General features: G+C 59.4%; 19 protein-coding genes. 11 read left to right on the top strand and 8 right to left on the bottom strand.

Annotated features, from left to right (window positions below):
* Positions 1 to 6: 6 nt before the first annotated feature.
* Positions 7 to 1,287, bottom strand: a complete 1,281-nt coding sequence (locus K529_RS09780) for a DUF3422 family protein (protein WP_005610623.1) — start codon at positions 1,285 to 1,287, stop codon at positions 7 to 9.
* Positions 1,288 to 1,605: 318 nt separating this feature from the next.
* Here K529_RS09780 and K529_RS09785 point away from each other — a divergent pair, with 318 nt between their 5' ends.
* The 4 genes from K529_RS09785 (at position 1,606) to K529_RS09800 (ending at position 8,043) form a co-directional block, all read left to right on the top strand.
* Positions 1,606 to 3,735 carry a malate synthase G gene (locus K529_RS09785; RefSeq protein WP_005610624.1) on the top strand — a complete coding sequence of 710 codons (2,130 nt, stop codon included), beginning with the start codon at positions 1,606 to 1,608 and terminating at the stop codon, positions 3,733 to 3,735.
* A gap of 194 nt (positions 3,736 to 3,929) precedes the next feature.
* Entirely contained in the window at positions 3,930 to 4,667 is a 738-nt protein-coding gene (locus K529_RS09790; RefSeq protein ID WP_235858805.1) for a gamma-glutamyl-gamma-aminobutyrate hydrolase family protein, read from the top strand.
* Positions 4,668 to 5,021: 354 nt separating this feature from the next.
* Positions 5,022 to 6,596 carry a Re/Si-specific NAD(P)(+) transhydrogenase subunit alpha gene (locus K529_RS09795; protein ID WP_065317484.1) on the top strand — a complete coding sequence of 525 codons (1,575 nt, stop codon included), beginning with the start codon at positions 5,022 to 5,024 and terminating at the stop codon, positions 6,594 to 6,596.
* A gap of 13 nt (positions 6,597 to 6,609) precedes the next feature.
* Positions 6,610 to 8,043 (top strand): NAD(P)(+) transhydrogenase (Re/Si-specific) subunit beta, encoded by a 1,434-nt coding sequence (locus K529_RS09800; RefSeq protein ID WP_065317464.1) that lies wholly within the window; start codon positions 6,610 to 6,612, stop codon positions 8,041 to 8,043.
* 211 nt (positions 8,044 to 8,254) lie between these two features.
* Here K529_RS09800 and K529_RS09805 read toward each other — a convergent pair whose 3' ends face one another.
* On the bottom strand, positions 8,255 to 8,461 hold the full coding sequence (locus tag K529_RS09805) for a hypothetical protein (protein WP_005641186.1): 207 nt from the start codon (positions 8,459 to 8,461) through the stop codon (positions 8,255 to 8,257).
* A gap of 121 nt (positions 8,462 to 8,582) precedes the next feature.
* Between K529_RS09805 and pepN the strand changes: the two genes are divergently transcribed.
* From pepN to K529_RS09820, 3 genes are all read left to right on the top strand, one after another.
* A complete protein-coding gene (pepN, locus tag K529_RS09810) occupies positions 8,583 to 11,147 on the top strand; it encodes an aminopeptidase N (RefSeq protein WP_005641183.1) in 2,565 nt (854 codons plus the stop codon).
* Positions 11,140 to 11,592, top strand: coding sequence for a hypothetical protein (locus K529_RS09815; RefSeq protein ID WP_005641181.1), 453 nt, complete (start codon positions 11,140 to 11,142; stop codon positions 11,590 to 11,592). The genes pepN and K529_RS09815 overlap by 8 nt, the downstream gene beginning before the upstream one ends.
* A gap of 240 nt (positions 11,593 to 11,832) precedes the next feature.
* On the top strand, positions 11,833 to 13,119 hold the full coding sequence (locus K529_RS09820; RefSeq protein WP_227512260.1) for a hypothetical protein: 1,287 nt from the start codon (positions 11,833 to 11,835) through the stop codon (positions 13,117 to 13,119).
* Between the two features lie 89 nt (positions 13,120 to 13,208).
* On the opposite strand, the gene K529_RS09825 is transcribed toward K529_RS09820, so the two are convergent.
* The gene (locus tag K529_RS09825) at positions 13,209 to 15,554 is read right to left on the bottom strand and encodes a Tex family protein (RefSeq protein ID WP_046002636.1); all 2,346 of its coding nucleotides are present in this window, start codon (positions 15,552 to 15,554) and stop codon (positions 13,209 to 13,211) included.
* Positions 15,555 to 15,846: 292 nt separating this feature from the next.
* Here K529_RS09825 and gatB point away from each other — a divergent pair, with 292 nt between their 5' ends.
* Complete coding sequence (gene gatB / locus K529_RS09830; protein WP_005609733.1) at positions 15,847 to 17,355, top strand: Asp-tRNA(Asn)/Glu-tRNA(Gln) amidotransferase subunit GatB; 1,509 nt, start codon at positions 15,847 to 15,849, stop codon at positions 17,353 to 17,355.
* Between the two features lie 77 nt (positions 17,356 to 17,432).
* On the opposite strand, the gene K529_RS09835 is transcribed toward gatB, so the two are convergent.
* From K529_RS09835 to K529_RS09845, 3 genes are all read right to left on the bottom strand, one after another.
* Positions 17,433 to 17,708: a DUF6455 family protein gene (locus K529_RS09835; RefSeq protein WP_005609735.1), complete on the bottom strand. Its 276-nt coding sequence runs from the start codon at positions 17,706 to 17,708 to the stop codon at positions 17,433 to 17,435.
* Positions 17,709 to 17,804: 96 nt separating this feature from the next.
* On the bottom strand, positions 17,805 to 18,185 hold the full coding sequence (locus K529_RS09840) for a YigZ family protein (RefSeq protein WP_005609738.1): 381 nt from the start codon (positions 18,183 to 18,185) through the stop codon (positions 17,805 to 17,807).
* A 9-nt stretch (positions 18,186 to 18,194) separates the two neighbouring features.
* The gene (locus tag K529_RS09845; protein WP_005609740.1) at positions 18,195 to 18,854 is read right to left on the bottom strand and encodes a M48 family metalloprotease; all 660 of its coding nucleotides are present in this window, start codon (positions 18,852 to 18,854) and stop codon (positions 18,195 to 18,197) included.
* Positions 18,855 to 18,987: 133 nt separating this feature from the next.
* On the opposite strand from K529_RS09845, the gene K529_RS09850 reads away from it, so the two are divergent.
* Positions 18,988 to 19,230 (top strand): hypothetical protein, encoded by a 243-nt coding sequence (locus tag K529_RS09850; protein ID WP_005609744.1) that lies wholly within the window; start codon positions 18,988 to 18,990, stop codon positions 19,228 to 19,230.
* Positions 19,231 to 19,262: 32 nt separating this feature from the next.
* Here the strand turns inward: K529_RS09850 and K529_RS09855 are convergent, their stop codons facing one another.
* Entirely contained in the window at positions 19,263 to 19,541 is a 279-nt protein-coding gene (locus tag K529_RS09855) for a DUF167 domain-containing protein (RefSeq protein ID WP_005609747.1), read from the bottom strand.
* Between the two features lie 235 nt (positions 19,542 to 19,776).
* On the opposite strand from K529_RS09855, the gene K529_RS09860 reads away from it, so the two are divergent.
* Both K529_RS09860 and K529_RS09865 read left to right on the top strand, forming a co-directional pair.
* Positions 19,777 to 20,355 (top strand): nitroreductase family protein, encoded by a 579-nt coding sequence (locus tag K529_RS09860; protein WP_005609751.1) that lies wholly within the window; start codon positions 19,777 to 19,779, stop codon positions 20,353 to 20,355.
* Positions 20,352 to 21,044: an EI24 domain-containing protein gene (locus K529_RS09865; protein ID WP_005609753.1), complete on the top strand. Its 693-nt coding sequence runs from the start codon at positions 20,352 to 20,354 to the stop codon at positions 21,042 to 21,044. Before K529_RS09860 ends, K529_RS09865 begins: the two co-directional genes overlap by 4 nt.
* 107 nt (positions 21,045 to 21,151) lie before the next feature.
* On the opposite strand, the gene K529_RS09870 is transcribed toward K529_RS09865, so the two are convergent.
* A complete protein-coding gene (locus tag K529_RS09870; RefSeq protein ID WP_005609756.1) occupies positions 21,152 to 22,846 on the bottom strand; it encodes a chloride channel protein in 1,695 nt (564 codons plus the stop codon).
* Positions 22,847 to 22,880 lie beyond the last annotated feature (34 nt).

A 22,880-nucleotide genomic window follows, 5' to 3' on the forward strand; every position in this document is an offset into this window, starting at 1 on the left:
CGTTTTCTAATGCAGGCTCTTTCGAATGCGCCGCACCGCCAGGAACACCGCACCGATCACCAGCGGCGTCAGAATCGCGGTCAGCATTCCTTTACTGAGATCCAAGGCCTTGCCGAGCGGGTAGAGTGCATAGGCCGCGAGCGACACCGCGTAATAGCTGATCGCCACCACCGAAAGCCCCTCAACCGTGTGCTGCAACCGCAATTGCAGATCCGCACGACGGTCCATGCTCTCGAGCAAAGCCTGATTCTGCGCCGAGCGCTCAACATCGACACGGGTTCGCAGCAACTCCCCTGCCCTGCGCGCCCTGTCTGCCAGCACATCAAGCCGCTTTTCCGTGGATTCCACCGTGCGCATGGCGGGTTCAAACCGCCTCAGCATGAACTCGGCCATGGTCTGAAACCCGACAAAGCGCTCTTCTCGCAACAGGGAAATCCGCTGATTGACCAATGCCGCATAGGCCCCCGTCGCGCCAAAGCGAAAGGCCGATTGCGCCGCCATGGCCTCAAGTTCGGCAGAGATCGTCAGAAGCTGGCTCAGTGTTTGATCGGCTGGAACATGGCCGCGGGTCATCTCTCGCATCATCTCAGAGAGCGACGCATCCATGGCGCTGATGGTGGGCGTCAGTCCGCGCGCACGCGAAAACCCCAGCATCGACATCGCCCGGTAGGTCTCAATCTCGCACAGGCGCTGCACCACCCGTCCCACCCGCTGCGGGCCGGTTTCCTTATTCACAAACAATGCAAACCGCATGTGCCCTGCCGGGTCGATCCGAAAATCCCCCGCAACCACCGCGTTGTCATCCAGCACCGTCGCCATGGCGAGGCTTTCGGGGACAAACCAATCGCGCACGCATGTTTTGATCTGTTCGGGGTCTGGTCGCGCCACAACGCGGATCAAGGCCGAGGTAATCCGCTGCCCCGGCGCTTTTTCCAACCAATCGGGCGGGAACAATTCGAAATCCTTCGGGTCAAAGGCGCGGTCGCTGATCCCGTCGCCGTGTAGCGTGTAGGAGACAAACTCCGTGTGCTGCTCCCATTTGAGCGTGTAGCGGCCAAGCTGCGCCGTGTGATGCGTGGCTCCGGGTTGCGGATGTGGTGCACCGTGGCGATCCAACAGATCTTTCAGGTGCTGCAGGTCCGCCATCCGGTCGCGATGCACCGCTTCGCTTGGTTGTTTCACTGCCAGATAGGCCACCGTGCCGGGCACGGGGATGGTTGGAAACGGGCGCGCGTGCAGCTCATTTGCAAGCTGATAGCGCAAGGGGTGATCTTCTATCGCGGCCATAGGAACCTTCCCACAAGAGTTTCCAGACCGTAGCCAAACACCTCCCTATGTGTAAAGTTTTTATTTCTAATCAACATGTTAGATGAATGCAACGGTATACAAAGTGACGTATAAATCCGCAGCGGTGATTGCCGGGCCGGTGCCGCACTTTCGGCGCGTCACTGCGCGTGCCATCCAAAACGGCAGCGAAAATCCTCAGCACTTTCTTGAAAAACAATAAGATGCGTTTGCATTTCCAGAGGGCTCGTTTTGTTGCTGATCGGAAACTTATCCCGTATCAAACTGCATGCAATCGTGCACCGCCAGAAGGAGAGTACAATGAGCCGGATCGAACGGAATGGACTGCAGGTGGCCTCCGAACTGGTGGCATTTGTCGAAGAACAGGCACTGCCGGGTACCGGTGTCAGCAAGGATGCCTTTTGGGCTGGATTGTCCGGTCTGGTTGATGGAATGGGCGACGAAAACCGCGCATTGCTGATCAAACGTGCTGAGATCCAAGGCAAAATCGACTCGTGGCATTTGGAACGTCGCGGTCAGCCGCACGACGCGGCGGCCTATAAGGAATTCCTGACCGAAATTGGCTATCTGGTGCCCGAGGGGCCGGATTTTGAGATTGAGACAGAAAATGTTGACCCCGAAATCGCGCATGTACCGGGGCCGCAACTGGTGGTGCCGATCACCAATGCACGTTTTGCGCTGAACGCCGCGAATGCCCGTTGGGGCAGCCTCTATGATGCGCTTTATGGCACCGACGCCATGGGTGATTTGCCAAGCGGCAAGGGCTATGACGCGACGCGCGGCGCGCGGGTGATCGCATGGGGCCGCCGCTTCCTGAATGAGACCTTCGCGCTTGCCAGTGGCTCTTGGTCCGACATCTCTGGCCTACGAGTGGAAGACGGCGCATTGGTTCCCGCACTTCGGGACGCCAGCCAATTTGCAGGCTACGTCGGTGATGCCACATCCCCCACACGGATTGTTTTGCAAAACAACGGCCTGCACGCGATCCTTGAGATCGACGCCGCAGGCAACATCGGTAAAGACGATGCGGCAGGGATCAATGACATCACGCTGGAAAGCGCGCTGTCGACGATTATGGACTGCGAAGATTCGGTCGCCTGCGTCGATGCCGAAGACAAGGTCACAGCCTATTCCAACTGGCTCGGCCTGATGAAACGCGACCTTGCTGAGGAGGTCAGCAAAGGTGGCAAGAGTTTTACCCGCGTCCTGAATGACGATGTGTCCTATACCACGCCCGCAGGTGAGGCGGCGTCGCTCAAGGGGCGTTCGCTGTTGCTGGTGCGTAATGTGGGCCACCTGATGACCAATCCGGCCATTCTGGACAGCGCAGGCCGTGAGGCGGGCGAAGGTCTGATGGACGCGATGATCACCGTGTTGATCGCGATGCATGATTTGCAGGCGGACGGTGGCAACTCGCTGCATGGCTCGGTCTATGTGGTGAAGCCAAAGATGCACGGCCCCGAGGAGGTCGCCTTTGCCGTAAAGATCTTTGACCATGTCGAAGACGCGCTGGGACTGCCACGTAACACTGTCAAAATCGGCATCATGGACGAAGAACGCCGCACCTCGGCCAACCTCAAGGAATGCATCCGTGCCGCGAAATCGCGCGTTGCCTTTATCAATACGGGCTTCCTTGACCGCACCGGTGATGAAATCCACACCTCGATGGAAGCCGGGGCGATGCTGCCCAAGGGCGAGATGAAATCCACCGCGTGGATCGCGTCTTATGAGGATAGCAATGTCGATATCGGTCTGGCCTGCGGTCTCAAGGGACGCGCGCAGATCGGCAAGGGCATGTGGGCCATTCCCGACCGTATGGGCGACATGCTGGAGGCTAAAATCGGCCACCCGAAATCCGGTGCGACCTGTGCTTGGGTGCCCTCGCCCACTGCGGCAACTCTGCATGCAACCCACTACCACACAGTTGATGTTCTTGGCCGTCAGGATGAACTCAAGGCAGGCGGCGCGCGTGGCACGCTTGATGATCTGCTGACGATCCCGGTGATGGCTGGCGAGAACCTCTCGGACGAGGACATCGCGCGCGAGATTGAAAACAACGCCCAAGGCATCCTTGGGTATGTGGTGCGCTGGGTCGATCAGGGTGTCGGCTGTTCCAAAGTGCCCGATATCAATGATGTTGGTCTGATGGAGGATCGCGCGACGTGCCGGATTTCCAGTCAGGCACTGGCAAACTGGCTGCACCACGGGGTTGTGTCCGAACAGCAAGTGATGGCCGCGATGCAGAAGATGGCCGCCGTTGTGGATGGCCAGAACGCGTCTGATCCTGCATATCGCCCGATGGCCCCGAGCTTTGACGGTGTCGCGTTTCAGGCGGCTTGCGATCTGGTGTTCAAAGGCCGCGTGCAACCTTCTGGCTATACCGAGCCGGTCCTGCACGCCCGCCGTCTGGAACTTAAGGCGCGGGGCTGATCGCCCGTCTTTATACAACAGGTTTCAGCCTTTCGGGGCTGAAACCTCAGGTCTGTGCATCAACGAACAGGCCTATGCGCCGCCCGGCGCCCTTGCGCGCAAAAGACGAGCCACATTAGTGTGATAGGACGAACACATTAATCTGGAGATCAAACGTGCGCCCCAAAGTCGGCATTATCGGCAATTCCTACCTCATGAATGACCAATACCCGACCCATGCGGGGGGCACCATGAACTCGGACGCGGTGGCCAATGTCTCGGGCTGTTTGCCGCTCCTGATCCCGACCGATCCGCGCTTTGTCTCTGTCGAGGAACTCCTAGAAAGCTTTGACGGTTTTTTGCTGACCGGTGGTCGGCCCAATGTGCACCCTCAGGAATACGGAGAAGACGCGACCGAAGCGCATGGCGATTTCGACCGCGCCCGTGATGCGATCACCCTGCCCCTGGTGCGTGCCTGTGTGGAACGGGGGCAGCCGTTCTTGGGCATTTGCCGCGGCTTTCAGGAAGTGAACGTCGCCATGGGAGGAACGCTCTATCCGGAAATTCGCGACCTGCCCGGCCGGATGAACCACCGCATGCCCCCAGATGGTACCATTGAAGAGAAATTCGCCCTGCGCCATCCGGTGCGACTGCGCGAGGGTGGGGTTTTTCATCAACTGCTCGGTGCACCCGAAGTGATGACGAACACGCTCCACGGTCAGGGCATAAAGGCACCGGGTGCGCGAATTGTGATCGACGGGGAGGCCGAAGACGGAACCCCCGAAGCGCTCTATGTCAAAGATGCTCCCGGATTTTCGCTCGCGGTGCAGTGGCATCCCGAATATCGCGCAGGCCAGGACCCTGTTTCGCGTCCGCTGTTTGAGGCCTTTGGCGCGGCTGTTCGCGCCTGGGCGCAGGACCATCGCCCTGTGTCCCTGCCCCTTTCTGCCTGATCAAGTCAACATCGCCCTCCGGACATCACTTTGTCGCCAATCCGCACAGGTTTCATGGACAGATTGACAATCTCATGCGCGAATTTGGCGTCATCGAAGGTTGAAATGTCGCAAAGGGGATGAATCGCCCATCGCGTCCTTTTCATTCTGCGTCACATCTGCTGCTGTGGGCGCACAGTGTTCGGTGGATCAGTCACGGCTCAACCTGACCAAAGGTCAAATAAGGGGCGTGAATTCAAAATCTTGCCGCAACGCGGCAAATTGCTTGCGCAAGATTGTTGCGCAATGTATGTAATGTGTTTGCGAAACGTGCGCATGCGATCAATTTGATCGATGCAGACAGGGGGACGACTGGTGAAAATAGGCACACCAAAAGAGATAGCCGAGGGCGAGTCGCGTGTAGCGATGACGCCATTGTCGGCGCTTGATCTTCAGAAGCTGGGGTTTGAGTGCTGTATTGAGTCTGGCGCGGGTGAGGCTGCGGGGTTTACCGATGCGGCCTATGCCGAGGCCGGGGTGGAGGTGATCAAGACCGCCGCCGGGCTGTGGAAAGCCGCCGATATCATCGCCAAGGTGCGCGCACCCAATGAGACCGAACTGAAGCGGCTCAATAAATCCAAGACGCTGATTTCCTTCTTCAATCCGGGCGGCAATGAAGAAGGGCTGGAGCTCGCCAAATCCAAGGGCGCCACCGTGATCGCCATGGAAATGGTGCCGCGCATCAGCCGCGCGCAGAAGATGGACGCGCTGAGTTCCATGGCCAATATCGCCGGCTACCGCGCGGTGATCGAGGCGGGCAACAATTTTGACCGGTTCTTTACTGGCCAGATCACGGCGGCGGGCAAGGTGCCCCCGGCCAAGGTTCTGGTGGTGGGCGCCGGTGTTGCGGGCCTCGCGGCGATCGGCACCTCCACCTCGCTGGGCGCAGTCACCTACGCCTTTGACGTGCGCCCCGAAGTGGCCGAGCAGGTCGAGTCGATGGGCGCGGAATTTGTCTATCTCGACTTTGAGGAAGAGCAGCAGGATGGGGCGGCCACCGGCGGCTATGCCTCTGTATCGAGCCCGGAATTCCGCGAGGCCCAGCTGGCCAAGTTCCGCGAGTTGGCGCCGGAGGTGGACATCGTCATCACCACCGCGCTGATCCCCAACCGCGAGGCCCCGAAGCTGTGGCTGGCGGATATGGTCGCGGCGATGAAACGCGGCTCGGTCATCGTCGACCTGGCGGCCGAGCGGGGCGGCAATGTCGAAGGCACCGTGCGGGACGAAAAGGTCGTTACCGACAATGGTGTGACCATCATCGGCTACACCGATTTCCCCAGCCGGATGGCGAGCCAGTCCTCCAGCCTCTATGCCACCAACATCCGTCACATGATGACCGATCTGACCCCGGAAAAGGACGGTCAGGTGGTGCATGACATGGAGGATGACGTGATCCGCGGGGCCACCGTGACCCATGCGGGCGAGATCACCTTCCCGCCGCCGCCGCCCAAGGTGCAAGCCATTGCGGCGCAAAAGAAACCCGAACCACCCAAGGAGCTGACGGCCGAGGAAAAACGCGCCGCAGAAGTCGCGGCTTTTAAGCAGCAGACCAAGAATCAGGTCACATTGCTGGCGGTGGGCGCTGCGTTGTTGCTGACCGTTGGGCTGGTGGCCCCGGCGAGCTTCATGCAGCACTTCATCGTCTTTGTGCTCTCGGTCTTTGTCGGCTTTCAGGTGATCTGGAACGTCTCGCACAGCCTGCACACGCCCTTGATGGCGGTCACAAATGCGATCTCTTCGATCATCATTCTCGGTGCCTTGATGCAGATCGGCTCTGGCTCGTGGCTGGTGATTTTCCTCGCGGCCCTCAGCGTTTTTATGGCCGGGATCAATATCTTCGGCGGCTTCCTCGTGACACGGCGCATGCTCGCCATGTTCCAGAAATCCTAAGGGAGGAGAGATCATGGACTTTGGATTCACGACGGCGGCCTATGTGGTCGCGGCGGTTCTCTTTATCCTTTCGCTTGGCGGGCTCTCGGGCCAGGAAAGCGCCAAACGCGCGGTCTGGTACGGCATTACCGGCATGGCGCTGGCGGTGTTTGCGACGCTCATCGGGCCGGGCTCTGGCCTGTGGTTCCTGTCGCTGGTGCTGATCGGCGCGGGCGGTGTGATCGGCTATATGCTGGCCTCCAAGGTCGAGATGACCCAGATGCCGGAACTGGTGGCGGGCATGCATGCGCTGGTGGGTCTGGCCGCCGTGCTGGTGGGCTTTAACGCCCATATCGAACTGGGCCGGGTGCTGGCGATGGACGAAGGCGCGCGCAAAACGCTCGAAGGCTTTGCCGCCCTCTTGGCCAAGAAAGACAGCATTGAGATCAACATCCTGCGGGTGGAGGTCTTCCTTGGGGTCTTTATCGGGGCGGTGACCTTTACCGGCTCGGTGATTGCCTATGGCAAGCTCTCGGGCAAGGTCTCCTCGGCGGCGACCAAACTGCCCGGTGGGCATCTCCTGAACATCGGCGCGGCGGGGATCTCGCTTCTGTGCCTGTTCTGGTATCTGGGCGCGGGCGGCATGCTGCCGCTGGTGCTGATGACGCTGGCGGCCTTGTTCATCGGCTATCACCTGATCATGGGTATCGGTGGTGCGGATATGCCGGTGGTGGTCTCCATGCTCAACAGCTACTCCGGCTGGGCGGCGGCGGCGATTGGCTTTAGCCTTGGCAATGATCTGTTGATCGTGGTCGGCGCGCTGGTGGGCTCTTCGGGGGCGATCCTGAGCTACATCATGTGCAAGGCGATGAACCGCTCGTTTGTCTCGGTGATCCTGGGCGGCTTTGGCGGCAGCACCGGCCCCGCGATGGAGGTCGAGGGCGAGCAGGTGGCGATTGACGCCGATGGCGTGGCCGCGGCCCTGGAAGAAGCCGACAGCGTGGTGATCATCCCCGGCTACGGCATGGCGGTGGCGCAGGCGCAGTCCAATGTGGCCGAGCTGACCCGCCGCCTGCGCGCCAAGGGCAAAAACGTGCGCTTTGCGATCCATCCGGTGGCGGGGCGCTTGCCCGGACACATGAACGTGCTCCTGGCCGAGGCCAAGGTGCCCTATGACATCGTGCTGGAGATGGATGAGATCAACGACGACTTCCCGGAGACGGATGTGGCCATCGTGATCGGCTCCAACGACATCGTGAACCCGGCTGCGCAAGAAGACCCCAACTCGCCGATCGCCGGCATGCCGGTTCTGGAGTGCTGGAAGGCGAAACAAGTATTTGTCTCCAAACGCGGTCAGGGCACCGGCTATTCCGGCATCGAGAACCCGCTGTTCTTCAAGGAAAACACCCGCATGTTCTACGGCGACGCAAAACAATCCCTCAGCACACTCCTCAATATCATCGAGTGAGGTCAGTGCATAAAATCCAAAGAAGGGCGCCCTGAAATCGGGGCGCCCTTTTTCATATGTCTAGAGCGCAATCCGAAAAGTGGGAACCGGTTTTCGGATAATATTGCGCGACAATACAAATGGATAGAGCATCGCCCATGTTGCAGATTTGCAGGACGATGCTCTAGTTTTATGTCCACAATTTCGCATGAACGGCGCACCCTCTAGGGGATCAATCGCCACTTTCACCCGTTGTGGTCACGCTCTCAGCGGCGGGCGCATCAATCGCCTGCCCTTCGATGCTTGTGAGGTCATCCCCAAGCCCGAAGATCGCAAGACCAAGCAAGATCAGCGCAACGAGAGCAATCAGCCAGTAGAGCCCGCGCTTGCGCTGGCGAACCTCACGCTGGGTGGTCATCGGTGTGTCAGCTTCGGACATGAGCTTCTCCTTTCAAATGAGGACGAAGGGAGCTTGCCCGTCTGCCCTCGGTTGCATAGGTCTTGGAGGTGAAACGCACGCGCCCCGGCGCAGGTTCCCAAAAATCGCGAAGGATGTATCCATGAACGACGCCGCTCCAAGCACCCAGCCAGAGACGTTCTACCTAAAGGACTATGCCCCGTTTGGCTTTGTCGTGGAGAGTGTCGAGCTGATTTTTCGCCTCGCTCCGGAAACCACGCGGGTGCTGTCAAAGATCCGCTTTGTTCCCAATCCAGACGCCCCACACCGGAATTTTTTCCTGCATGGTGAAAAGCTTAAACTGATATCTTCACGCATCAACGGTGAGGCGGTCACGCCAGTTCTGACCGACACGGGACTAACCTGCGATGTGCCGGATAAGCCATTCATTTGGGAGGCCGAGGTCGAGATCAACCCACAGGCCAATACCGCGCTTGAAGGGCTTTATATGTCCAATGGCATGTATTGCACCCAATGTGAGGCCGAAGGGTTCCGCAAGATCACCTATTATCCCGACCGCCCTGACGTAATGAGCACTTTTAGCGTGCGCATTGAGGGCGAGGAAAAGGTCATGCTGTCCAATGGCAACCCCGGTGATCGCGGGGCGGGCTATTCCGAATGGCACGATCCATGGCCCAAACCGGCCTATTTGTTTGCGCTGGTGGCAGGCGATCTGATCAATCATCCGGATCGCTTCACCACAGGCTCCGGCAAGGATGTGGAACTCAACATCTGGGTGCGCCCCGGTGACGAGGACAAATGTGCCTTTGGTATGGAAGCGCTGAAAAAGTCGATGACATGGGACGAGGAAGTCTATGGGCGCGAATACGACCTAGACGTGTTCAATATCGTCGCAGTGGATGACTTCAACATGGGTGCGATGGAAAACAAGGGATTGAACATTTTCAACTCTTCTTGTGTTCTGGCCAGCCCAGAAACCTCTACAGATGCAAATTTCGAACGTATTGAGGCCATCATCGCTCATGAGTACTTTCACAACTGGACCGGGAATCGGATCACCTGCCGAGATTGGTTCCAGCTCTGTCTGAAGGAGGGTCTGACCGTTTATCGCGATGCGCAGTTCACGGCCGACATGCGCTCTGCCCCGGTGAAGCGGATCGAGGATGCGATTGACCTGCGGGCGCGCCAATTCCCCGAGGACAATGGCCCCCTCGCCCATCCGGTGCGCCCCGAGGCGTTTCAGGAGATCAACAACTTTTATACCGCAACCGTCTATGAAAAGGGTGCCGAGGTGATCGGCATGCTGAAACGGTTGGTTGGGGACGCGGCCTATTACACCGCACTCGATCTCTACTTTGAGCGTCACGATGGGCAGGCTTGCACCATTGAGGACTGGATCAAGGTGTTTGAGGATTCCACCGGCCGCGATCTGGCACAGTTCAAGAATTGGTACAGTCAGGCAGGCACGCCGCGCCTTACGGTGCAGGACTCCTATGAGGGTGGCACCTATACGCTGACGTTCCGCCAGACCACGCCGCCGACCCCCGGTCAGGATCACAAAGACCCAAAAGTCATTCCGATTGCGGTGGGGCTGCTCAACCCCAATGGCGATGAGGTGGTTCCAACCACCGTGCTGGAAATGACGAAGGCCGAACAGAGTTTCCGCTTTGAGGGGCTGTCGGCCCGTCCGATCCCGTCAATCCTGCGGGATTTCTCCGCACCGGTCATTTTGACACGCGAGACCTCGGCCGAGGAGCGTGCGTTCCTGTTGGCCCACGACACGGATCCCTTCAATCGTTGGGAAGCGGGGCGTGAGTTGGCCAAGGCCTCGCGCATTGCAATGGTGACCGAGGGCGCAAGCCCGGATGCGCAATATCTGGACGCACTGCAATCTCTGGTGCGGGATGATGCGCTTGATCCAGCCTTCCGCGCGCTGGTGCTGGCACCCCCTTCCGAGAGCGAGATTGCGCAGGCGCTTGCCGATCAGGGTGTGACGCCCGACCCGGATGCCATCCATGATGCGGCCGAAACTTTTGCTCAGACGTTGGCTCAGAACCTCTCAGATAGCCTGCCCCGGCTGTTTGCGGCAACTAAGGTCGAGGGGCCTTATAAGCCGGACGCGCGGGATGCGGGCCTTCGGGCGCTCAACGGGCGTATTCTGGCGCTTTTGACCCGCATAGATGGCGCAGAGGCCGCAGCCAAACAGTTTGAAACGGCAGACAACATGACAGTGCAAAACACCGCACTGGCGTGTTTGCTAAAGGCCGAAAAAGGCGAGGCGCAATCACAGGCGTTTTATGAGCAGTGGAAAGACGACCGGCTGGTGATGGACAAATGGTTTGCATTGCAGGTTGCCACCGCACGTCCTGAACGTGCCCCCGGCGTGGCCGAAGCGCTGACCCGGCATCCGCTCTTTACCATCAAGAACCCCAATCGCTTCCGCGCGGTGATGGGGGCCTTGTCGATGAACCACGCCGGTTTCCATCAGGCGGATGGCAGCGGCTATCGCCTATTGGCAGATCAGTTGATCGCGCTTGATCCGCTGAACCCACAGACCACTGCCCGCATGTGTACCGCGTTCCAGACGTGGAAGCGCTATGATGCAGAGCGGCAAGAGAAAATCCTGACCGAGCTCAAACGGATCAAAGCTGCAGACGGCCTGAGCCGTGACACCAATGAGATGGTGAGCCGTATCCTTGATGCCTGAGACGGGCGACCCAAATCTCCGCGCGTTCCGTTTCAGACGGGACGCGCGCTCAACTGGCACCATATTGGTGATCGGCGCATGGGCGCTGGCGGTAGGCGTAATCGCGTTTATGTTTGGGGCGCGCGGCTGGATTGTTGTGCTCCTGACCTTGCCGCTGCTCCCAGCCCTTTGGGAAATGTGGCGCAATCCCGTTGCGTGGCTTGAACTCTCCGAAGATCGCTTGCGTTGGCAGAGCGTGCGCAGTAGCGCCGATATCGCACTGGGCGAAATCGATCATATCTTACTGGTGACACGCTGGGATTTTTCCATTCGCGCGACCGTTCACACACGCATCGGCACGCATCATCGCATTCCCGCGGAGGTCACTCCCAAGTTGTCCGCCTTTGAGGATGCATTGGCCGCGCGCCGGATCGCGATGAAACGACAGCATTTTACTGTTCTCTAAGCTGCACCAATCGGCGGCCTTCTGCCCGGACTTTTCGCACTATCGGCAAAATGCCGCGCTTTTGCCGCCATTACCCGGCGGCCTGTCGAAATTGATCTGGTGAACACCCCGCCCCTGCCATGTTTGCGCCTCAAATCTTTCAGACAGTTTGGTTCAGAACAGACTGCTGAAAATAATTGGGACCAGCTGATGCCACTCTCTGCACCACCGGCAAAAGACGGTTTAAAAAAAGCGCTCCGCTTGATCGCACCTCGCGTGTCGACGTTGCTTGCTCGTGACGGGATGAATTTTCCAAAGCTCCGTTTGCCGTTATCGCTGGCATCGGCACGGACACAGGCCAAGGAACCGGAGGCCCCCTTGCGCCTTGAGGACGTGTTGTCCATCCCGGTGCCCGCGACCAATGCAGAGGACGAAGCCGCCGATGCCGCCATAGCCCAAGGGCAATTTCTGGCGCGCCAAGAACGATGGGACGATGTCGAGGCGCGGATCATCGCGGCAGACACGGCCCGCGAAGCGACGCCCGGCGGCACGCCCATTGCGGATCTCATTGCCTATGGGGCCCGAGCGGATGTCATAAATGCTGTTGAGCATGCGCTCAGCGAAGGCCTGTCGCCCTCTGAACGTGTCACACTGGACGGAATTATGTCGCTTGAACGGATGCGGCTGGAATGTGAGCGCACGCCGGTCATGTCCACGCTGGTGGCGCTTGCCCATCTGGATATTGCCTGGGCCTGCCGTCGGATATCAAAGCGCAAAGCGAACCGGCAACGGGCGACCCTGACGTCGCGGTCAGAAGCTCATCAAAACCGTGCCAAAGCGCTGTTGCTGCAGATCCCGGCGCAAGCGGCAGCCAAACCCTTTGTAGCCGCAGCGCGTTGCGCGCTTTATAGTGCGGATCGCTCGGCTGATCTGCGGCAAATCGCCGATGATTACATTGATCTGATCCGCCTTGACCCCGGCAACCCGCGCCATTTGCGCGCGCTTGGGACGCATCTTGTGGAACAAGGTGCTGAAGGCTTGATGGCATTGGAGTTAGAGGCGCGCCGCGTTGCTTCCTTGGTGCAAGACCACTGGGGCGCTGCGGGGTATACTTGGGTCTATTTCGACGCGCTAGCGCAGTCCGATGCCGCCTGTCAGGGTGTCGATGTGGCGTTTTTTCTGGATGGGGTGGCCGATATCGTTGCCCGTGCGCCCTCTCAGGAACGCATCAACCTGATGTCAGCCTATTGTAGTATCGCCCTGCGCTCACAGGCTGAAACGCCCGCCGAGGTTGCACAGATCCGGGCACAGATCGCTGAGGCCGCCCATTGGCTGATCCGCAACCATCTGCGTGAATTGCATCCGATGATCTGGGCACATGCATCAACCGGGTTTGACAATGACACGCAGGTGCGGTCCGTCCGGCAATTTGCCGAACGGGGTAGAATGGATGCGCTGCGTGCCATTGCAGATCTGTTTCGCGATGACATTGAGGCGGGCTATCGGGTGGTTTTCACCGACACCGGTCCCGAAGTCACCGCAGGTTAGAGGGGGCGCTGCCCCCTCGGCCCTTGCAGGGCCTCTCCCCCGGGATATTTGGGGTTAGAAGAGGACAGGGGCAGCGCGTCTCCCTTGCGCTATTTCTTCTTGAATGCGTCCATCAGAGCCGCGCCCAGCGCACCGGTGTCGTTGTTGGCTTTGCCTTTGGGGGCGGCCGACATCTTTTGTCGTGAGTGTTGCGATGAACGCCCCTTCGCTCCATCGCGCGCGCCCCCCCTTGCGGGACCACGGGCATTGCGATCATCCCGTGCGGACGCGCCACCGTCTTTTTTCATCGTAAGACCGATGCGTTTGCGAGGCACGTCTACCTCGACCACTGTGACTTTCACCACCTGACCGGTTTTCACGATCTCATGCGGGTCTTTCACGAATTTGTCGGCCAGCTGGCTGACGTGCACCAACCCGTCCTGATGCACGCCGATATCGACAAAGGCCCCAAAGGCCGCGACATTGGTCACCGTGCCTTCGAGCACCATGCCCGGTTTGAGATCGGTGATCTCTTCCACACCATCGGTGAAGCTGGCAGTCACAAAGGACGGGCGCGGGTCACGACCCGGTTTTTCCAGCTCCGCAAAGATATCCCGAACGGTGGGCAGGCCAACGTCGCCCGCAACAAATGTTTCAGCGCGCAGGGATTTTAATGCAGCACCATCACCCATGATTTGGCGAATATCACGCCCACAGGCGGCCACGATTTTACGCGCGACATCATAGCTTTCGGGGTGTACGGCGGACGCATCCAGAGGCTCTTTGCCGTCTTGGATACGCAAGAACCCGGCGCATTGTTCAAACGCCTTGGGGCCGAGACGTGCGACTTTCAACAGTTCCTTGCGGGTGGCGAATGCGCCGTTGGTATCGCGATGGGCCACGATGGCTTCGGCGAGGCCGGGGCCAAGGCCCGAGACATGCGCCAAGAGCGGGGCTGAGGCCATATTGAGGTCGACGCCCACCGCATTCACCACATCCTCAATGACTGCCTCCAGCGATTTGGAGAGTTTGTGCTGGTCAACATCATGCTGGTACTGGCCGACACCGATGCTCTTGGGTTCGATCTTGACCAGCTCCGCCAGCGGATCCTGCAGGCGTCGCGCGATCGAGACCGCCCCGCGCAAGCTGACATCCAAATCCGGGAACTCTCGCGCGGCCAGTTCGGACGCGGAGTAGACCGAAGCGCCAGCCTCAGAAACCACCACTTTGGTCGGGGCTTTGACCTTGGCGGGCAGGTTATTCAGAACCTCTGCCACCATGCGTTCGGTTTCGCGGCTGGCGGTGCCATTGCCAATCGCGATCAGCTCGACACCGTGTTCTGCGATCAGCTTCAGGATAGAGACCTGCGCCCCGCGCAGATCATTTTTTGGTTGAAACGGGTACAGGGTCTCGGTGGCCACCAATTTGCCGGTTGCATCAACCACCGCCGCTTTGACGCCGGTGCGAATGCCCGGGTCCAACCCGAGAGTCGGTCGCGCACCGGCTGGCGCTGCAAAGAGCAAGTCCTTGAGATTGCGCGCAAAGACGGCGATCGCCTCATCCTGTGCCCGCGTGCGCAGATCGCCCATCAGCTCCAGCATCATCGACAGCGACAGTTTCACCCGCCACGTCCAGCCCGCCACCTTACGGAGCCATTTGTCGCCCGGTGCACTGCCGCGCACATCCAGCACCGCCGCGACCATCTCCTCGGCCCGCGCCACGCCCTCCTCGCCCGGCGGCGCGATGTCCAGCGTCAGGATGCCCTCATTGGAGCCCCGCAGCATCGCCAGCGCCCGGTGCGAGGGGGTGGTTTTCCAGCTTTCAGAGTGTTGAAAGTAATCGGAGAACTTGGCGCCCGCCTGTTCCTTGCCTTCGACGACCTTGGCGCTCAGTACGGCCTCGGATTGCATATAGGTCCGCAAACGCCCCAATAGATCGGCGTTTTCGGTCAGGCGTTCCGTCAGAATGTCACGGGCACCATTCAGGGCTGATTTGGTGTCTTCTACCGCCTCGGACAGATAGCCTGCCGCCAGCGCCTCGGGGTCGGCTGCGCGATCCGCCAGAATCGCATCCAGCAGCGGCTCCAGCCCGTTTTCCCGCGCGATCATCGCCTTGGTGCGGCGCTTGGGCTTGTAGGGCAGATAGATGTCTTCCAGTTGCGCTTTGGTCTCCGCCTTGGCGATGGAGGCCGCCAGATCATCCGTCAGCTTATCCTGAGATTTGATCGACTCGAGGATGGCCGCACGGCGTTTTTCCATCTCGCGCAGGTAGTCCAAACGCTCAGCGAGTGTGCGCAGCTGGGTGTCATCCAACCCGCCAGTGACCTCTTTGCGGTAGCGCGCGATGAAGGGCACGGTGGCGCCTTCGTCCAGCAGCGCAACGGCAGCGCTCACCTGATTGGCGTTGGCACTGATTTCACCGGCGATGGTCTGGCTGATGCGTGCGGATGTGTCCAAGGCGGCCTCCTTTTGAACTGCTCGGGCTGCCAGTTCTAGCCCTGCCTGCACACGCCGCCAAGAGGCTGAATCACCGCCAAGCCATCCTTCGCTGAGGGCAACGCACGTCCGCGGGCGGAAGCGAAGCGCCCGCCCATGGGGGCGGACGGGCGCTGCCCGGGCTTGCAGCCCGTGCAAAAGTGGAAATATCGACCCAGCTCCCGGTTTCCTGTACCCCCTGCCCCCTTGCCCCCTGCCGCCCACGGGCCTAGAACGCTTTGCAGACACAGATATACGGATACGGCGGAAAACCATGCTCGACCTGACATATGAACTCCCCAAGCCCAAAGTGATCGCGGGCGCCAAGCATGACTGGGAACTGGTCATCGGCATGGAGGTGCATGCCCAGGTCAGCTCCAATGCCAAGCTCTTCTCGGGGGCCTCGACCCAATTCGGCGCGGAGCCCAACTCTAACGTGGCCTTTGTGGATGCGGCGATGCCCGGCATGTTGCCGGTGATCAACGAATATTGCGTCGAACAGGCGGTGCGCACGGGCCTTGGCCTCAAGGCGGACATCAATCTCTGGTCCGCCTTTGACCGCAAGAACTATTTCTACCCCGATCTGCCGCAGGGCTATCAGATCTCCCAGCTCTATCACCCCATCGTGGGCGAAGGCGAAGTGCTGGTGGAGCTTGGCGACGGCACTGCACGCATGGTGCGGATTGAGCGCATCCACATGGAACAGGACGCCGGCAAGTCGATCCACGACATGGACCCGTCGATGTCTTTTGTGGACCTGAACCGCACCGGCGTGTGCCTGATGGAAATCGTCTCGCGCCCGGACATTCGTGGCCCCGAGGAAGCCGCCGCCTATATCGCTAAACTGCGCCAGATCATGCGTTACCTTGGCACCTGCGACGGCAACATGCAGAACGGCAACTTGCGCGCCGATGTGAACGTCTCCATCTGCCGCGCGGGCCAGTACGAAAAGTATCAGGAAACGCAGGATTTCTCGCATCTCGGCACTCGTTGCGAGATCAAGAACATGAACTCCATGCGCTTTATCCAGCAGGCGATCGAGGTTGAAGCCCGGCGTCAGATCGCCATTGTCGAGGCTGGCGGCGAAGTGGTGCAAGAAACCCGGCTCTATGATCCCGACAAGGGTGAAACCCGTTCGATGCGCTCCAAAGAAGAAGCGCATGACTATCGTTACTTCCCCGACCCCGATCTGCTGCCTCTGGAGATTGAGCAAGACTGGGTGGATGGCATCAAGGCGGCCCTTCCCGAGCTGCCCGACGAGAAAAAAGCGCGCTTCATCAAAGACTTTGGCCTGACCGATTATGACGCTTCCGTGCTGACTGCAGATCTGGAAAGCGCCAACTATTTTGATGAGGTGGCCAAGGGCCGCAGCGGCAAACTGGCCGCGAACTGGGTCATCAACGAGTTGTTCGGTCGCCTGAAAAAGGATGACAAGGACATCACCGACAGCCCGGTTTCGCCTGCGCAGCTTGGCGGTGTGATTGATCTGATCGCCTCTGACGCCATCTCCGGCAAGATCGCCAAAGACCTCTTTGAGATCGTCTATACCGAAGGCGGCGACCCGGCCCAGATCGTCGAAGAGCGCGGCATGAAGCAGGTCACCGACACCGGTGCGATTGAGGCAGCTCTGGACGAGATCATTGCCGCCAACCCCGCACAGGTGGAAAAGGCAAAAGAGAACCCGAAACTTGCGGGCTGGTTCGTCGGTCAGGTGATGAAAGCCACCGGCGGCAAGGCCAACCCCAAGGCTGTGAACGAACTGGTCGCGAAGAAATTGGGCTAAGGCGACGTCCTGCCCTTCCAATGAAAAAGGCGACCTCCGGGTCGCCTTTTGTGTATCGTTCTGGCTGTTTGCGGCCCTTATTCCGCCGCCATCGCGCGCTCTTCCTTAAGATAGCTCAGCAGATCAGCGTTGCGGCAATAGTCGGGCGTGCGCTCGACCTCCTCGGTCAAACCATCCAGATAGCGAGAGCAGGTCTTGGGACAGGCGCAGCGCGTACAGCGCAATACCGCCTCGGCAATCTCGTCGAACTGAAGATTGCCATTTATGGCTTCTTCTTCGAGATCGAGACCGACCGCTTTGCCCATCTTGTCAAAAAGGGCTGCGTGGGTTTTGAGCTTTTCCGGGTCAATCATGCTGCGCGCTCCTGCTCCTGAATTCAGGGAGAAGCATGCCGTCCCCCGACACATAGCGCCTTGATGCAGGTCAAATAGAGGTTTTACGCCTGCGCCTCAGAGCGCTTCAATATAGGCGCGGACTGCATCCTGCACTCGGCGAAATCGATCTCCACCGAGTTTTTTGCCTCCATACCAGCGCGTTACGATGATTACATGATCGCTGAGACCCTCACGTTCCATCATGCGCAGGATCACCATACCTGCGCCACTTTCACCATCGTCAGCCTTGAGCGCACCGGTAGGCAGCATTGCGGCCCATGTATTGTGGGTGGCCTTGGCGTAGCTGCGTTCTGCTTTGAGGGTGGCGAGCACTGCATCCACATCCTCGCGGCTGCGCACGCATGCACCACTCACCGCGTATTTTGATCCGCGATCTGTCAGCACCACGCCAAGCTTTTTGAGGGCCAGCCGGGTGACCTCGGTATCCTTTGACATGATGCCCTCTCAGTTCAGGCGGTATTTGCGGATGGTTTGATTGACCAAACGGATGCGATCCGGATTGGCGGGATGGGTGCCCAGAAATGCATCGCCGGGATCGGGGATCGCATCAAAGTATTTGACGCCAATGCTTGGGCGGTAACCAGCCTGATGAGTGATGATCGTGCCGAGCGTGTCAGCTTCGAGCTCGAACGCCTTGGAATAGCTACGCGCGCCCACAACTGCGCCGACATATTGGGCATTGGCCACCTGCTCCGGCGTGCCCCCTTCGAGGGACACCAATTCACCGAGGAAAACCGCTCCCTTCACCGCGTTGATGCGTTGTCGATCGAGATGGCCAAGGATGTGGTGGGCCATTTCGTGGCTCATGACGAAGGCCATCTCGTCGGCATTGCGAAAGCTTTTCAGCATCGTTCCTGTAAAAATCACCACCGGACGACCGCTGCGGTCTACGGATTGGAAGGCGTTTGCCGGTGCTGCGGGATCAAGATCGAGTTGAACCTGAAAATCACAATTGCGGTTTGGGTTCTTCTTCCGGCACTGCGCCTCGCCCACAGGCTCCACCTTCTGCGCCACATCAACAAAGGCACGATAATGCGGATCGTCCGGGTTGATCCCGGTACAAGCTGCAACCCAGAGGACGAGAAGAATCAGGAAACGGCGCATGGTACTCCACAATCGGTTGCCTCAGGCTAGCCCGGATTTTGCAGTATATGCAATCAACTGCCCGTCACAGATACTGGAACCGAATGTCGAACGCGACTTGCCAGCGTAGCGAAACCGATGGCAAGCTCAGGTCATGTTTACCATTGAGCATGAATTTGATTCCACTGTGATCACGCTCGTCGATGAGGGTAAAACCCATCTGAACGAGGATGTGATCATCAATGCTTTCGCCGAATGTGTCACAATCGAACAATTCGATCCCCGCACCAATTCGACGCTGCGCATCACCTTATCGCCCGAACAGGTTCAAGACCTCGCTGCGGCACTGGACCTGCCCGAGGGGGTTTATCGGCTGGTGATGGAAAAGAACGGCTGACCCAACCCGTGGATCGCCTCAAAGCGTGCGCGTCACTGCTCTGTCAGAACAAATGTCTTGTCCCGGCTGGTTGCCCCGCGACGCAGAGTAATCTGCGACGGTGCTACACCCAATGCGCGCGCCAATAGGGCTGCGACATCCGCAGTTGCCTTGCCGCCCTCTGGGACGGTGGTCACCATCACTTTGATCACATCCCCTTGGCGCAGCACTGCGTTATAGGCCGCTTTTGGCGTGACACGCACCGTGATCTCAGCGCCGGGTTGAGCCAGATCACTCAGGTCGGCCAATGCGCGTGCTTTAGGTTTTGCCATGAGTCATGGTCCTTGTTGAGGCGCGCATAAAAGCCTGTTGTGCATTGGCGCCACTTGTCATGTGCGATGATGCCCGTGGACACATTCTCGTGGCAGCAATACACCCGCAGAAGATGCGTTCCCAGCCCCCAGTCCCGCGCACTCAAGTGACTGGCCCCGCAAGGCCGCTTTCCCCTTGAAACCCGCCTCAAGCTGCCCGACATAGGGCAGGACAAGATGTAAAAAGGTTTTACATATGCCACAACGCAATGATGCCGCCCTCGACTTTCTGCACAATCGCCGTTCTCGCCCGGCCAAAACGCTGATCGCTCCTGCTCCCACACGTGAAGACCTCATGCCGCTGTTGACGGCAGCCGCCCGTACGCCGGATCACGGCAAGCTGGAGCCTTGGCGTTTTATCGTGGTGGAAAAGGGCGCGATGCAGCGGCTGGGTGATCTCACTGCAGAAGCGGGCGCGCGTTTGGGCAAATCCTCCGAGGATATCGCCAAGGCACGCAGCCAGTTCGACCTCGGCCAGCTTGCAGTGGTGGTGGTTGAGATCCAAAAGGACAGCCCCAAGATCCCGCCACTGGAGATGACCTATTCCGCAGGCGCCGTTTGCCTCGCGCTGCTGAACGCGGCACTGGCCGCGGGTTGGGGCGCAAACTGGCTCTCTGGCTGGATGAGCCATGATCGCGGATTTTGCAAAGCTGCCTTTGATCTGGCGGAAAACGAACGTATCGCGGGCCTCATCCATATCGCCACCGAAGGTGCCGTGCCGCCCGAGCGCCCGCGTCCGGATGTCGATGCGATCACCACATGGGTTGAAACATGATCTTTACCGCCTTTGGCAATGCTCTTGGCCAAATTGGAGACCCGCGCTTTCGCCGGGTTCTCTTTCTCGGTGTGGGGCTTACGTTTGCGCTGCTGGTTGCGGCCTATGCAGCGCTTTTGATCTTGATCCAATCGCTGGTCGGGCCTGAAACGACATTGCCGCTGATTGGTCAGGTGACATGGCTGAATGATCTGCTTTCGGTCGGATCATTCTTCTTCATGATGCTGCTGTCGGTGTTCTTGATGGTTCCGGTCGCCTCGGCGATCACATCGATGTTTCTGGACGAGGTGGCTGCCGCCGTTGAGGCCAAACACTATCCCCACTTGCCGCCGGTTCCGGGGTTATCGATTTGGGAAGGCGTCAAAGACACCGTGAATTTTCTCGGCGTTTTGCTCACTGCAAACGTGCTCGCGCTCATCCTCTATGTGATGTTCCCCCCAGCGGCGTTGTTCATTTTCTGGGGTCTCAACGGGTTCTTGCTGGGGCGTGAGTATTTCACCCTCGCCGCCGCGCGCCGGGTTGGGCTGGTGGAAGCCAAACGCCTGCGGCGACGTCATGGTGCCACGATCTGGGCAGCGGGTGTGTTGATGGCGATGCCGCTGTCGATCCCGTTGGTGAACCTGTTGATCCCGATCCTGGGCGCTGCGACCTTCACGCATATCTTCCACGCCCTCTGGCGTCAGCGCTGACGCATCACAGACCGGGGGTGGCTCCCGCGCCTGTGCGCTGCATCAAAGATGCAGCACAAGCAGCCTTGGGCCCGGAGCCCCTTCGGGGCGCACGCCCTCTACGTGCCTTAACGATGTTCTTCTGCGGCGATGGCGACCAAAGCCCGGTTATAGGCCTTGAGCGCATCAATATGGTGGATGACCCCGATCAGGGTCATCTTTGGCTCTCCGGTCTCTTCGGAGAGCTCTTCTTCATCAACCACGGGAATGAATTCTACCCCTGCCCTGTCAAAGATCGGCAATGCCGCCTCCAGCGTCGCGGTTGGGCTGATTGCAATGCCTTCGTCCATCAGAAATTGCGCGCTCTCAGGATCTGAGGCTGACAGCGGGCGCATGACTTTTCCGACCCGCAGCGTGCCCAGAAGGTAAGCCTGTGGTCCTGCGGCGCAGTGAATGTCACGCTTTTCCAGTTGGGTCAGAAAAAACGACCGGTCCACAAGGCGCGAGGCCAGAGCGGTAGACATTGACACAGAGACCATCACCGCCAGACCGATCTGCCAGTCCCCCGTCAGTTCGAACACGATAAGCGTGGTTGAGATGGGCGCGCCCAGCACCGCCGCCGCCACAGCCCCCATCCCCGCAAAGGCATAAAGCGTGTGGGTGCCCGACACATCTGGCAGCAGGTTGGTGGCGATAAGCCCAAAGGCAAGCCCCGTCAAAGCACCAACCATCAGGGAAGGCGAGAACACGCCCCCGCCCATGCGCCCGCCCATCGTGATGGAAACGGCGGCCACTTTTACGATGGTGAAGAGGATCGCTTGGCTGAGCAGCAGTTGACCAGATAGCGCCAGAACCGTGGTCTCATAGCCAACGCCGATAATGTGGGGAAACCAGATCGCGATCATGCCGAGCAGAAAGCCAGCAGCTGTCGGACGCAACCAGCGTGGCACGCCAAGCGCGGATTGGACCGCGCTCCCTAACCTGTCGGTTACGAAGATCGAGCGCATCAGCACCACCGCCACAACGCCGCAGATCAGACCGAGGATCAAGAAGGCAGGCAATTCTACATAGAACTGCAACGCGCCGGGGGTTGCGAGAACGAACTCGGTCACATCGCCATATTCCAGCCGGTTGATCACCGTGCCAGCAACGGAAGCCACCACGATCGGGGCAAAAGTATTGACCGAGAAATGCCGCAGCACCACTTCCATTGCAAAGAGCGCACCCGCGATAGGTGCGTTAAAACTCGCAGAGACCGCTGCCGCCACCGCACAGCCCAAGAGATCCCGCCCGGTGACCCCATCTGCGCGAATGCGATCGCTGATCCATGTGGAAATCATACCCGCGATATGCACCACAGGCCCTTCTCGGCCCGAAGACCCGCCGGTAGAGAGAGTCAGAAACGAGGCGCAGGCTGAGGCAAGCCCCTCACGGATCTCGACACGCCCGTCGCGCAGGGCCGCGCCCTCGATCACATCGGCAACAGAGCGTACACGGCCGTCCGGCGTAAAGCGATGCAGGATGATCCCAACAATCAGCCCCCCAAGCACCGGGACCAAAAGCAGCACATACCAAGGCAGCGTGGCGGCGAAACTATGCAGATAGTCGACGTCCTCCGCACCATAGACCGCGCCCTGCAATGCGGTGATCCCCTTGCGAAAGAACAGTGCAGCAAAGCCTGCAAGGATACCGATGATCATGGCGATCAGCCAAAACTGTAGCTGGCTCGGGCCACGGTGGACCAGAACACGCTGCGCATCCTTCAGGCTCGCCTTGGCTTGGGCAAAATATTCGGACAGTGCAGAGCGTTCAAATCGCGCCATTTAGGTTCTCCGATCCCTTCACTGACCTATCAGT

The organism is Tritonibacter mobilis F1926, assembly GCF_000376545.2.
GTDB lineage: Bacteria > Pseudomonadota > Alphaproteobacteria > Rhodobacterales > Rhodobacteraceae > Epibacterium > Epibacterium mobile.